The sequence below is a fragment of the Hahella sp. NS-SX17 genome, from assembly GCF_057367735.1.
On sequence record NZ_CM170632.1, the window covers coordinates 4263209 to 4277640 of the forward strand.

At 64.2% G+C, this 14432-nt stretch carries 3 protein-coding genes; all 3 read left to right on the forward strand.

Annotation, left to right across the window (positions count from 1 at the left end):
• The first annotated feature begins 9 nt into the window (after positions 1–9).
• The 3 genes from AC2IBB_RS18865 to AC2IBB_RS18875 are packed head-to-tail and all read left to right on the forward strand — an operon-like array spanning position 10 to position 14367.
• Positions 10–3585, forward strand: a complete 3576-nt coding sequence (locus AC2IBB_RS18865) for a non-ribosomal peptide synthetase (RefSeq protein ID WP_486333980.1) — start codon at positions 10–12, stop codon at positions 3583–3585.
• A gap of 22 nt (positions 3586–3607) precedes the next feature.
• Entirely contained in the window at positions 3608–9523 is a 5916-nt protein-coding gene (locus AC2IBB_RS18870) for an SDR family NAD(P)-dependent oxidoreductase (protein ID WP_486328305.1), read from the forward strand.
• The gene (locus tag AC2IBB_RS18875) at positions 9523–14367 is read left to right on the forward strand and encodes an amino acid adenylation domain-containing protein (protein WP_486328306.1); all 4845 of its coding nucleotides are present in this window, start codon (positions 9523–9525) and stop codon (positions 14365–14367) included. The genes AC2IBB_RS18870 and AC2IBB_RS18875 overlap by 1 nt, the downstream gene beginning before the upstream one ends.
• The last annotated feature ends 65 nt before the right edge of the window (positions 14368–14432 follow it).

The window sequence follows — 14432 nt, forward strand, 5'->3', positions numbered from 1 at the left end:
TGGGTGACTATGGAGTCAGGCATTCATACTTTTCTCGCCCAACTGGCGGCAAGCGACGTGCGCTTGCGACTGGATCAGGGCGCGTTGAAACTGAACGCGCCCGCCGAGCTGCTGCAAGATCCAGCTGTCGCCGGACTGATTGACGAACTGAAGTCCCGCAAGGACGAAGTCATCCGCTTTTTGCAACGACAGAGCGCCGCCGAAAGCGACACCGTGGCGCCCGCCGGGCGCGAACAGCCGCCGCCTCTGTCATTCGGTCAACAACGCCTGTGGTTCCTCGATCAGCTTGAAGGCGGCGGCCAGGGCTATAACATGCCCACCGCGATGCGCTTGCAGGGGCCGCTGGACGTCGATGCGCTGCGCAAGAGCCTGCGCGCCCTCATGGTGCGACACGAAGTGCTGCGCACACGCTTCCCGGACAGCGAAGCGGTATTTGTGGAGCCGCTGCCTTGCGTGGAGCTGACGGAGTTGGACCTGTCCGCCCTGCCGGCGGCGGAGCAGGATCGACGCATCCAGGAACTGGCGGCGGCGGCGGCCTTCGAACCCTTTAACCTGAAGCAGGGGCCGATGCTGCGCATGCAGTTGCTGCGTAAAAGCGCGCAGGACCATGTGCTGCTCATCACCCTGCATCATATCGTCACCGACGGCTGGTCCATCGGCGTCATGGTGGAGGAAATCTCCGCCCTGTATAACGCCATTTCCCAGAACCGACCGCCCGCCTTGCCGGCGCTCCCCATTCAATATGGCGATTACGCGGCGTGGCAACAGCGACACTACGCCCGCGACGCCAGCCCGCCGGAACTGGACTGGTGGCTGCCGCGACTGCTGGGCGCGCCCCTGCGTCTGGAGCTGCCTCTGGATTATCCGCGTCCGCCGGTGCAGAACTTTCATGGCGACGTGGAGCATTTCACGATTCCCGCCACCTTGCTGCAACCGCTGAAAGACCTGTGCCGCCGTCACAATCTGACGCTGTACATGGCCACGCTGGCGGCCTTTGGCGTATTGACGGCGCGCCACAGCGGTCAGGACGACCTGCTGATCGGCTCCCCGGTGGCCAACCGCAACCGCCGCGAAGTGGAAGGACTGCTCGGCTATTTCGCCAACACCCTGCCCCTGCGGCTGCGTCCCGGAGCCTGCGCCACCACTTCTGAATACCTGGATCAGGTGCGGGATTTCTGCGCGGGCGCCATGGAGCGTCAGGAGCTTCCCTTCGAAAAACTGGTTGAAGCGCTGCGGCCGGAGCGGGATCTCTCCCATAATCCGCTGGTGCAGGTGATTTTCGCCCTGCAGAACTCGCCACGGCATACGCCGCACCCGGAGCTGAGCCTGCGCGGCCTGCTGATCGATCCCCTGGCGCTGAAACGGCGCAACGTCAGCGTAGACCTGGAAGCGCATCTGTGGGAAGTGGACGGCGAGCTGCAAGGACAGTTCGTGTACAACAGCAGTCTGTTCGAAGCCGCTTCGATCCGGCGCATGATCGGACACTATCGCAAGCTGCTGGCGGAGCTGCCGAAAGGCCTGACTACGCCGCCGCTGCGTCTGCCCATGTTAAGCGCGGCGGAAACCCAGCAATGGAACGACGCCGCCGCAACCACAAAAGCGTTGCCCAGCGACCGGCGCATGACCGACCTGTTGCGGGAAGCGACGCTGGCGCATCCTCATAAAGCCGCCGTGGTCTGCGGCGACCAGCGCATCAGCTATCTGGAGCTGGACCGGCGCGCCACCCTGCTGGCGTTGCAGTTGCAGCATCTTGGCGTCGCCCCGGACACGCTGGTGGCGGTCTATATGGGGCGCAGCGTGGATATGATCGCGGCGCTGGCGGGCGTGCTGAAGTCGGGCGCCGCCTATCTGCCCATTGATCCGGCCAATCCTCGCGACCGCATCGCCGATATGCTCGCCAGCGCCGGCGCGGCGCTGGTGGTCACCCACTCGGATCTGGCGCTGGATCTGCCGGAAGGCTGCACCCTGGTGCGTCTGGACCGCCTGTTACGTAATGATCCCGAATGCAGCAATCCTCTGCGCCACCTCCATGAGGACGACGATGTGAGCCGCCAGCCCTGCCGCTGCGGCATGCCGACGCCGTCCAACCCGGCGCGGCCCGAGCATCTCGCCTACGCCATTTTCACCTCCGGCTCCACCGGCGCGCCTAAAGCCACGCCTATCGAGCACCGTAACGTGCTCAACATGCTGGCTGCGCTGCAGCCCATCGTGGAATTTTCAGCGGACGACGTATGGACGCTGTTCCACTCCTACGCTTTCGACTTTTCCGTGTGGGAAATCTGGGGCTGTCTGCTGTACGGCGGCACCCTGCTGGTGACCACTGAAGAAGAACGTCATAACCCTCACGCTCTGGCCCGGTTGCTGCGCAGGGAAAACGCCACCCTGCTGAACCTGACCCCCAGCAATATGGAGAAACTGCTGGCGGCGACCCGGGAGGACGGCGCATTTCCCTATCAGTTGCGCGCCTTCTGCTGCGGCGGCGAGGCGTTTCCTGGCCGCTTGGTTTCGCCGATATTAAAATTCGGCCTGCCGGTATGGAATTTTTACGGCCCGACGGAGGCCACTGTGTGGTCCTCCATTCACCGGGTCACCGGCGCGGATGCGGAACTGGCCACGCTTCCCATCGGCGCGCCGCTGGCCAACTACCAGCTGTATGTGATCGACGCCTTTGGCGAGCCAGCGCCGGCGGGGGTCGCCGGCGAGCTGTGCATCGGCGGCGCCGGCGTCACCCGGGGTTATCTGGGTCGACCGGAGCTTAACGCGGAGCGCTTTGTCCAGATGACGCACCCGCTGTGCAACGGCCGCGTCTACAGAACCGGCGACCTGGTGAGGCGCCGCGCAAACGGCGCTATCGATTATCTGGGGCGCAGCGATTTTCAGATCAAACTGCGGGGTTTCCGCATCGAGCCGGGGGAAATCGAATCCCTGCTCACCGGGCATACACTGGTTAATCAGGCGGTGGTGTGCAAGCAGTACGCGGACGACGGCGGGGAATACCTGGCCGCGTTTCTGGTGCTGCGCCGCACGCCGGATGATCCCGCCAGCCTGTTTGAAGAACTGCGCAAGCTGGCCCGCAGCAAGCTACCGGAGTACATGGCGCCCACCAGTTATATGCTCCTGTCGGAGCTGCCCCTCAACAGCAACGGCAAGATCGACCGCAAACGTCTGCCCCAGGCCACGCCCAAACGGGTTTCCTCCGCCCTGTTCCAGGCGCCCCGCAACCGTCTTGAGCAGGACATCGCCGCCATCTGGCGCGAAGTCTTAGGGCAGGAACGCATCAGTATCTACGACAACTTTTTCGATATCGGCGGCTATTCCCTGCTGCTGACGCGAGTTTATGAACGCCTGCTGCGCCTGGCGTTCCGGACGCCGCTGACCGCTTTGTTCAATTATCCCACCATCGCCCAGCTCGCCGCCCATCTGGCGGACCAGGAAAGCGGCGGCGGCGGGGAGGAGAACGAACGCGCCGCATTGCGGGACAGTGTCGCCCAGCGCGTGGACCGGCAACGACAGGCGCGACGCCGACAGGCCGACGCCCGCGCTGTGAGTCAATCGCCGCCACTCAAGTCAATGCAAGAACAATAAACGGAAGAAAAAGAATACAACCATGAAGGACACCCTATCCCAAGACATCCCAGCGGACGCTATCGCCATTGTCGGCATGGCGTGCCGCTTTCCCGGCGCGGACGACATCGAGGGGTTCTGGCGCAACCTGCTCGACGGCGTGGTTTCCACCACCCGCTTCACCCGTGAGCAACTGTTGCAGGCGGGAGTTCCCGCCGCGCTGATCGACCACCCGGACTACGTTCCCATCAAAGGCGTGGTCAACGACTACGACAAATTCGACGCCGCTTTCTTCGGTTATACGCCCCGGGAAGCGGAAATGATGGACCCGCAGCACCGGCTGTTTCTGGAGAGTTGCTGGCGCGCCCTGGAGGACGCCGGGCACACCGGCCAGGGTGAGGAAAACCGCATCGGCGTCTTCGCCGGCGTGGGCATGCCCACCTATATCCTGCGCAATATCATTCCGCACCCGCAATACACCGGACCGGACATGGATTACCAGCTGCTGATCGGCAACGACAAAGACTTCGCCGCCACCCGGGTCAGCTACAAAATGGACCTGAAAGGCCCCAGCTTCAACGTCAACACCGCCTGCTCCACCTCCCTGGTGGCGGTGCATCTGGCCTGCCAGAGCCTGCTGTCCTGCCAGTGCGATATGGCCCTGGCCGGCGCCTCCACCCTGCGCGTCCCCCAGGAAGAAGGCTATCTGTATCAGGAAGGCGGCATTCCCTCCCCCGACGGCCAATGCCGCGCCTTTGACGCCGACGCTCAGGGCGTGGTGGGCGGCAGCGGCGTGGGCGTGGTGTTGCTGCGCCGACTGGAGGACGCCCTGGAGGACGGCGATGATATCTATGCGGTGATTCGCGGCAGCGCCATCAACAACGACGGCGCCGATAAAATCGGCTACACCGCGCCCAGCGTGGACGGCGAAGCGGCGGTGATCGCGGAGGCGCAGGCGCTGGCGGACATTTCCGCGGACACCATCAGCTACGTGGAGGCCCACGGCACCGGTACGCCCCTGGGCGACCCCATCGAAGTGGCGGCGCTGACCAAAGCCTTCCGGCTGACCACCGCGCGCAAAGGCTTCTGCGCCCTGGGATCGGTGAAAACCAATTTCGGCCATCTGGACACCGCCGCCGGCATGGCCGGTTTGATCAAGGCCGCCCTGGCGATCAAACACGGCAAAATTCCCTCCACCCGCCATTTCCAGCGCCCCAATCCCAAGCTGGACCTGGAGAACAGCCCGTTTTTCGTCAACGCCGACGTCATCGACTGGCCCGCCGATTTACCCCGGCGCGCCGGCGTCAGCTCATTCGGCGTCGGCGGCACCAACTCCCATGTGGTGCTGGAGCAGGCCCCGGACGCCTATGTCGACGCCAATGCCCTTCAAGACTCGGAGGCGGCCCTGCCGCAACTGCTGCTGGTCTCGGCCCGCACGGAGACGGCGCTGAAAAGCGCCCAGGAACAATTAAGCGCCCACCTGCAAAACCTGCCGACGCAAGCGCTGCCGGACGTCGCCTTCACCCTGGCCTGCGGCCGTCGACGCCTGGAGCGACGCGCCTATGCAGTCAGCGACGGGGAGGCGACTCTATTCCGCGCAAGCGGAGGTCTAAAAGAGTGCGATAGCGGAGGTCAAAAAGAGCACGAAAGCGGAAACCAAGAAGAGCGCCCTATTCACAAACTGGCGTTTCTGCTCACTGGACAAGGTTCTCAATATGCGGGGATGGCCAGGTCGCTGTATCGTCTCTACGCCTCTTTTCGCCGGGATCTGGATCAATGCGCGGCGCTGCTGCAACCTTTGTTGAACAGGGATATCCGCGCGCTGCTTTGCGACGACAAGGAAAAAGACCGCGCCCTGACCCCCACCGCTCTGGCGCAACCGCTGAACTTCGCACTGGAGTATTCCCTGGCGCGTCTGCTGCAAAGCTGGGGCCTGCAACCCAATGCGTTACTGGGTCACAGTCTGGGTGAATATGTCGCCGCCTGTCTCGCCGGGGTGTTAACCCTGCCGGACGCCCTGCGCCTGCTCGCCGAGCGCGGCCGCCTGATGCAGGACACCGCCGCCGGCGCTATGCTGGTGGTCTCCCTTGGCGAAGAGGGCGTCATTCCCTATCTGCGCGCCCACGCCGGCGACAAAGGCCAGGGCGAGCGGCTATCTCTGGCGGCGGTCAACAGCCCGGAATGCTGCACCCTGTCCGGCCCGCCGGCGGCGATCGAACAACTGCAGGCGCGCCTGATCGCTGAGGGCGTCACCTGCCAGCGCCTTAATACCAGCGGCGCCTTCCACTCTCCGGCCATGGAGCCGGTGGCGGAGCCCTTACGCGAGCTGTTGCGCGGTATGCGCCTTCAGGCGCCGCAGATTCCCATTGTCAGCAATCTGACCGGCGACCTGTTGCGCCCGGAACAGGCCATGGACCCGGACTACTGGGTGCGCCATATGCTTGAGCCGGTGCGCTTTTCCGCCGGCCTGCAGACATTGCGGCGGGAAGGTGTGGATGTATGCGTAGAAGTGGGCGCGGGACGCGCGCTCACTGCGCTGGCTCATCAACAGGGCTGGCGTCATGACGCCTTATCGCTGATTCCGGCGGCGTCCCGTCGCGAACATCCAGAACAATTGCTGCTGGAAACCTTGGGGGAGTTGTGGCGTCGCGGTTGCGACCTGGATTGGCGCGCCTATTACGCCGACGTCATCAATGCCGCCGCGCCTGAGACCCGCCGTCGCTACCAGCGCCTGCATTTACCAGGCTACCCCTTCGCCCGTCAGCGCTATTGGATAGATGCTCCCACTGACCATTCCCCCACCCAGCGCGAGCGCGTGAGTCGGACGGAGACGCCATTACAGGAATGGTTCTACGCTCCGTCCTGGCGCCGCCTGCCCCTGTCCGCCGAGATTGCGGGGCGGATCTCCCCCGCCTCGACGGACGCAGACGCCCGGCCCCGTCGCTGGCTGGTGCTGGCGGATAACGCCCCGCTCACCCAGGGCTTGCGGGCGGAAATTGAGCGCCGCGGCGATGTTATGATTCAGGTGCGCTCAACTTATGCGCCTCAAGATCCACCCATAACAAACGCGCTACATATAGATCCCGCTCGTGAAGAAGATTTCCAGGCCCTGTTCGCGCAATTGCAGGCGGACGAACAAACGCCGGATTTCGTGCTGCACGCCTGGGCCTATGCCCCCCACATCGACGCCGCCGACGCACAGGAGCGCAGTGAGAAGCTGCTGAATCTGGGATATAGCAGCCTGATCCGGCTGATACAGCAGTTCGATAGCCTGCCCTCGCCCATGCCCACTCTGTGTGCGGTCACCGCCACGACGCAGCCGGTGCTCGGGGATGAAACCCTGACGCCGGAACTGGCCGCAGTCATGGGACCGATCAAAGTGGCGCCATTGGAATACGCCGGCCTGCGCACGCTGTGCATTGACGTCATCCCGCCGCCATCACCGGCCCGGCAGGAAGCGTTGTGTCGCGATCTGATCGATCTCGCCCAGGGCCCCAGCGATGAAATCCTGATAGCGCTGCGCGGCCTGGACCTGACGCAACCGCCCCGTCACCACCGCTGGGTCTGCGAATTCTCGCCCACGCCCACCGCTGCGGTCAGCGACCCCAAACAATTGCCTTTACGGGAGGGCGGCGTATACCTGATCACCGGCGGACTGGGCGGCATCGGCCTGCAACTGGCGGAATGCCTGGCGCAGCAATGCCGCGCCCATCTGATCCTGGCCGGACGCCAGCCCGCTCCCCCCTGGAGCGAACACAGCAACGCCGACCAGAACAGCCTTATCGCGCAGTTGCCCGAATCTACGCGCATCGCCGCCATGGAAGGCGAACTGAAGGACGAGCTGGCGATTCAGAGCATCGACGCCCACCCGGGCCTGCGCGACGACCTGCACAGCCTGTGCTCCGTCTATCTGGGCCAGTTCATCAGCGCCCTGTGGCGGGACCACATAAGCGAAGGCGACGCCGTCGGCGTGGACGAGTTTATGACGACCTGCGGCCTCGACGCCCGCTTCTACAAATTCTTCCGCTGGATGTTCGCGATTCTGGCGGAAGACGGGCTGATCGAGCAGGAAAATGACCAGTTACGCCTTTTGCCCGCCATGAAGCAATTGCCGGCCCCAGACGCAGTGCGGACGGAAGTCGGTCAGCGTCACCCCGGGTTCGCGCCCATGCTGGCGTTTCTGGATCACTGCGTCAGCCACTATCGTCCCGCCCTTACCGGAGAAATTGACGCCATCAGCGTGCTCTATCCCTCTGGCAAATGCGACAAGCTGCAAAAAGCCGCAACCGAGACGCTGGAGCATACACATCATCGTCTGTATGGCCTGTTACTGCAGCGCCTGCTGCGGGAGCTGCATCAAACCCGCGCGGCGCAGCCTGACGCCCGCCCCTTGCGTATTCTGGAAATCGGCGCCGGGGCCGGCATTCTTACCAATTGGATCGCCCCCGCATTGCGTGAAGCGAATGTGGAGTACTGGTTCACCGACCTCGGACGCAGTTTTGTTTTAGCGGCGGAAGAACGCTTTCAGCAAGATCCCGCTCTGGCTGGAAAAATGCGTTACGCCAAATTCGACGCCTCGCTGCCGCCGGAGAAACAGGGGCTGGCCCCGCACAGCTTCGACCTGGTGATAGAACTGGACGCCGTGCACGCCACCGCGGATTTACCCGCCACGCTGCGTCAGACACGCCGCCTGCTGGCCCCCGGCGGCTTGCTGTGCCTGCTGGAGTCCACCCGCACCGAACGCTGGACCAATATGGCCTATGGGCTGGCGGCGGGATGGTGGTACTTCGCCGACGGACTGCGTGAGAACTGTCCGCTGCTGTCCCTGCCGCAATGGCGCGCGCTGCTGGATGACATGGGCTATCAAGACGTGCGCGTCTTCCCCGGCGAGGACATGAGACCGGAGGATGTGGACTGCGGCCTGATTCTGGCCGCCGCCGGCGACGCCGAAGTGGCGGAGCCGTTCGCTCTGGTCAGCCCCGACGCGGAACGCAGCGCCCGCGACCGCAGCGCCAAACTGCGCCGCCTGCGCAGCCTCGGCGCCCAGGTCATGACCTTGCAGACGGATATTTCCGATCTGGCGGCGCTACGTGAACAACTGACGCAGGCGCAACAGCGTTTCGGTCCCATCAACGGCCTGATCCATTGCGCGGCCGCGGAGAATCGCGGCCCCATTCAGATCAAACACCCCGACCCCGGCAAAGGCGAATTCGCCGCCAAAACCCACGGCGTGCGCAATCTGCTGGCGACGCTCCCGGTCAGGGACCTGGATTTCGTGGCGCTGTCTTCTTCCACCAGCGCTGTGGCGCCAGGCGTTGGCGACGCCGAATACTGCGCCTCCAATGCTTGCGTGGACGCCTTCGCCCACCATCTCCGCAGCCAGGGCGTGGCGGCCTTGTCCATTAACTGGGAGCGCTGGCGACATGTGGGCATGGCCTGCGCCTACGAGGCCCTGTATCGCCAGAAAACCGGAAAGGACCCGGAAGGCGGCATGGACCCCGCCACCGGCGCCGACGCCTTCCTGCGTATGCTGTCCCAGCGCGGGCTCAGTCAGGTGCTGATGTCTCGCCGCCGCATTGAGGATCTGTTGCGGGACGCCCGTGACGTCAACCTGCAGCGCATCGTCGAACAGAACCGCCTCATCAATGCGGCTCAGGACGAGCAGGCCGGCTCCGACGCGCCCGCCACCGATCTGGAGCGAGACATCGCCGCCATCTGGCGCGAGGTGCTGGGAATCAAAATAGTAGGACGGCATGATAACTTCCATGACCTGGGCGGCGACAGCCTCATCGCCATCAAAATGGCGTCGCGGCTGAAAAGCCGTTTTTCTCCCGATATCAGCATGCAGGCCCTGTTCGACTATCCCAGCGTGGCCGCCTTCGCCGAATGGCTGCAGCGCGCCTGTCCGGAAGCGGTGGACACGGATCTGTCGGAAGAAATGGATGAAGGGGTGCTGTGATGGAAGTGTACGCCTTTCTGCGGGAAGTCGAACAAAGCGGGGTGCAGCTTTGGAATGAGAATGGCCAACTGCGTTACCGGGCGCCGAAAAACGCCATGACGCCGGAGCTGATCGCCCGCCTGAAAACCATGAAGGAGACCATTCTGCCGCTGTTGCCCAGGCAACCGGCGCCGCCCCGACTGCAGGCGGTGGCGCCGCGCCGCGGCATTCCCCCACGCGCGCCGGCTTACGCTAAAAACGCGCCTTTGTCCTTGAACCAGATGGGACTGTGGTTCGTGATGGCGATGGCGGAGTCTCGCAACGGGCCTGGCGGCGACGCCGCCTACAATATTCCTGAAGCCTTGCGCCTGGACGGCGCCCTCGACGTCAATCTGCTGCGCCGCTGTCTGCAACGCATCGCAGATCGCCACGAGGCGCTGCGCGTCAGCTTTGTCGAGGGGCCGGACGGCCCTCGCCAGCACATTGCCGTACAGGTGACGCTGGCGATGACCCAGGAGGATCTGAGCAGTCTGGAGCCAGGGGCTGCGGAGCGCGCCGCCGCCCAGCTTGCGGACGCAGAGGCTGTCGCGCCTTTCGATCTGAGCCGCGCGCCCCTGGCCCGGGCGCGCCTGCTGAAACTGGGTCCGCAGCGCCACGTGCTGCTGTTCACCCTGCATCACATCATCGCCGACGGCTGGTCCAAAGGCATTCTCACCCGTGAGCTGATGACGCTTTACGCCAACTCCGGCGAGCCGCCGCCATTGTCTATCCAATATCCGGATTACGCCTGTTGGCAACAGCAAAGCTTTTTGCCGGCGGAGCTGCCCCGTCTGCGCGAATACTGGTTGCCGCGCCTGCAGAATCTACCGCCGCCGCCAGACCTGCCATTCGACCACCCGCGCCCCCATCAGCGCAGCTATCGCGGCGCCAGCCATTTCATCACCCTGTCCGCAGACCGGAGCGCCGCTTTGCAGGCTATCGCCAGGGAACAGGGGTGCAGTCTGTTCATGGCGCTGCTGGCGGCCTTCAACATTCTGCTGCAACGTTACAGCGGAGCCAGCGACATAGTGGTAGGGTCTCAGGTGGCCAACCGCGAGCGTCCCGAGTTGGAAAATGTGGTGGGCTTCTTCGTCAACACTCTGGCGCTACGGGTGGATCTCAGCAGCGTCTCCAACTACATCGAGTTGCTGCAACAGGTGCGGGAAACCACCCTGGGCGCCTTCGCGCATCAGGAAATGCCCTTCGACAAACTGGTGGAGGCGTTGCAACCGGAGCGACGTCCCGGCTACGAGCCCATCGCCCAGGTCATGTTCCTGCTGCAGAGCGCGCCTATGGAAAGCCTGCGGCTGCCGCGCCTCACCATTGCCTCTCTGCCGGTCAACCGGGGCAGCGCCAAGTTTGACCTGTCGCTGATCGTCACGGAAACCGACGGCGCCTTGCAATGCGAATTTGAATACAGCCTCGACCTGTTTGAGTCTGGAACCATCGAGCGTATGGCCCGGCATTTCGCCACCCTGATGGACAGCGTGATCGCCGCGCCGCAAGCCGAGCTGGATCAGCTGACCATGATCGACGCTGAAGACCTGCGCCAGCTGCGCGCCTTCAACGAACACTGGCGTGAGACTTCGTCCACGGTGGCGCGTCCGGTGGAGGAGCCGATCCTGGGCGACGACATCGTCAGTCGCTTTCGACTCCAGGCCGCCCGCCGTCCACAGCAGACCGCCGTCGCCGCAGACGACGGCGCGGTGAGCTATGCGGAGCTGGACCGCCGCAGCGATATCCTGGCGGCGCGCCTGCGTCATCAGGGCGCTTTGCCGGATCAGCCGGTGGGACTGTGCGTACGCCCCAGCGTTAACCTGATTGTGGGCATCCTCGGCGTGTTAAAAAGCGGCGCAGGCTACATGCCCATCGATATCGACCATCCCCGCGCCCGCCTGCAACATCAGATCCGCGACGCCAAACTGAGTCAGATCGTGGTCGACGAGACCACCCTTGACCTCGCCCGCGCCGCGGTAGCGCCCTATCCCGCCGATCTGGTCTGCATTGAACAGGCGTTGTCCAGACCCGTCGCCGCGCCCGCCGCCGACATCGTCATTCAACGCAGCCAGCTGGCGTATGTCATCTACACGTCCGGCTCCACAGGCGCGCCCAAAGGCAGTCTGGTGGAGCACCACAATGTGCTGAATCTGGTGGAAGGGCTGAGTGACCTGATCTATCAGCAGTATCAGGAACCGATATGCGTGGCGCTGCTCGCCAACCCGGTCTTCGACGCCTCCGTGCAACAGATCTTCGCCGCCTTGCTGCTGGGACATACGCTGCAGGTGATCGCCCCGGAAATGCGTCTGGAGCCGGCCCGGCTGGCGCAGTGTTTTCTGCAGCGCAAGGTGACGGTGGCGGACTGCACTCCCAGCCTGTTGTCCATGATGCTGGCGGAAAAGCTGCCAGCGACGCCGGGGCTGCCTCTGGAGGCGCTGCTGAGCGGCGGCGAGCCCCTGTCGCGGGAGTTGGCGCAAGCGTTCTATCAACAGAACGCCAAGGCGGTCCTGTACAACGTTTACGGCCCGACCGAGTGCACCGTGGACGTCACGGCGCTGAGGGTTCCCCGGGAGAATCCCTATCATTGCGCCATCCTGCCTATTGGAACGCCCCTGCCCAATGCGCAGTTATACATTCTCGACAAACTATGCCGCCCGGTTCCCCTGGGCGCTCCCGGCCAGATTTTTGTCGGCGGCGACGCCGTCGGCCGCGGCTACCTGAACCGGCCCGCCCTGACCCGGGAGAAGTTCGCCTACTATCCCGACATTTCCGAGCGTCGTCTGTACGCCACCGGCGACTGCGGACGCTGGCTGCAGGACGGCGCCATCCAGTATCTCGGTCGTATGGATCAGCAGATCAAGATTCGCGGCCACCGTGTGGAGCCGGGAGAGATCGAATCTCACTTGCGCCAGCATCCCGCCGTGGCGGAAGCGGCGGCGATCGCTCTCGAAACGGAGCCCGGCCGCTTTGAACTGGCGGCTTATCTCACGCTGCGGGACAAGGCGCCCGCCCCCGCCGTGGAAGCGTTGCGAGCCTTCCTGCGCGACCGTACGCCCGACTACATGATTCCCACGCGCTGGTCTTTTCTGCCGCAGATGCCCCTCACCGCCAGCAACAAGATTGACCGCCGCGCTCTGCCGGGGTGCGACGCCAGCGCCCTCAATCAGGAGCAGCGCCCGGGTCGCGCGCCCGACGGCGCCAGAGAAACCGCCCTGGCGGAAGTCTGGCGCAGCGTGCTGAGCACCCCCGATGTCAGCGCCCTGGATGACTATTTCGCCCTTGGCGGCGACTCCATTAAAGCGTTGCAGATATCCGCCCGGCTGCGGCAGGCGGGCTGGCGCATGGAGGTGCGCCAGATTTTCGAACATCGCTCTATCGCCGAGCTGGCGCCGCAACTGCAGGCTTTCACGGAATCCGTCACCTCCGACGCCGCGCCGACAGAAGCTCCGCTCACCGCGATTCAACGCTGGTTCTTCGATCATTTCAAAGGTCGTCGCGACCATTACAATCAGGCGGTGCTGCTGCGTCCGCTGCGCCGAATGCAAGAGGCGCCCCTGCGCCGCTGCCTGACGGCTTTGCAACAGCGCCATGGCGCGCTGCAACTGGCTTTCCAGTCCACCGGCGGCCGCTTTCGCCAGGTGCGCGTGGAGAGCGATCCCAATGCGTTGCTGTCTGTCATCGACCTGCATGGAGCCGCAGACGCCCTTACAGAAATGGAAGCCCACATGGCGGCTCTGCAGACCCGCTTCAGCCTGCCTGAAGGCGGGCTCTTCAAGGCGGCGCTGTATCGCCTGAACGATGGAACCCAACGCCTGTTTCTGGTGGCCCATCACCTGATCATGGACGCCGTGTCCTGGCGTATTTTGCTGGAGGATCTGTCCCAGGCCTACGATCAGGCCCTGGGCGAAGCAGACATTGAACTGGCGCCGGCGCTGGACTTCACTCAATGGGCGCAGGCGGTCAACAGCGGCGCGCCGACGTTCTCGCCCCGGGAGCTGGAGTACTGGCGACAGCAGGAACATCTGCGCGGCGAACAGCGCTACCCCAAGCGCATGCTGGATCAGAGCGTCGCCTATCATTATGTGGAAAGCCATCTCGACGGCGCCGCCACCGCCCAATGGATGCGCGACGCCAATCGGAGCTACCGCACCCGAGGCGAGGAATTGCTGGTCGCCGCCCTGCTGCGCACTCTGCTGCGGCAGAAACTGGGACCGCCTTGTTTGTTGCTGGAAGGCCACGGCCGCGAGGATCTGGGCGCCGGCCTTGACGTCTCCCGCACTCTGGGCTGGTTCACCAGTCTGTACCCGCTCGCCTTCGTCATGGACGCCGACGACGAACTCGACCGCCAGATCAAAGTGGTGAAGGAGACCTTGCGCAGCGTTCCCCAACAGGGCGCCGGCTACGGAATTCTCCGCTACATACGCGACCAGAAAGAGGACGACAGCGACGACGCTTTCATTCGATTCAGCCCCTTGCCCTGCGTCGCCTTTAACTACCTCGGTCAGTTCGACGGCGCCTTCAGCGGCGACCTGTTCCAGCTGGCGGAGGAAAACGTAGGGCCGACGCGGGACCCGCAGGCGCCGAATCTACAGGCGCTGGAAGTGGTGGCGCTGGTGCTGGACGGTTGCCTGCAGCTGCGTCTGACCGGAAGCGCGGACTGCTTCAGCGCCGGCGACCTGGTGGTGTTCGCCGAGACGCTTAACAACGACCTGCGTCGCATCATCCGCCATGGCGTCGGCAAGTCCGAGGCGGAGCTGACGCCGGCGGACATCGATTACGACGGTTTCAATATGGAGGAACTGGATGAGTTCATCGACCGGTTGAGTTAACCCGTTCCGCTCGTATGGGAAGACGTGCGGGAAAACGCCTTCAGCGGTCGCCAAGACCAGGCCGC

Bases quoted from the DNA above. Each gene is read 5' to 3' on its own strand.
- AC2IBB_RS18875 (WP_486328306.1), top strand. From the start codon at position 9,523: ATGGAAGTGTACGCCTTTCTGCGGGAAGTCGAACAAAGCGGGGTGCAG.
- AC2IBB_RS18865 (WP_486333980.1), top strand. From the start codon at position 10: ATGGAGTCAGGCATTCATACTTTTCTCGCCCAACTGGCGGCAAGCGAC.
- AC2IBB_RS18870 (WP_486328305.1), top strand. From the start codon at position 3,608: ATGAAGGACACCCTATCCCAAGACATCCCAGCGGACGCTATCGCCATT.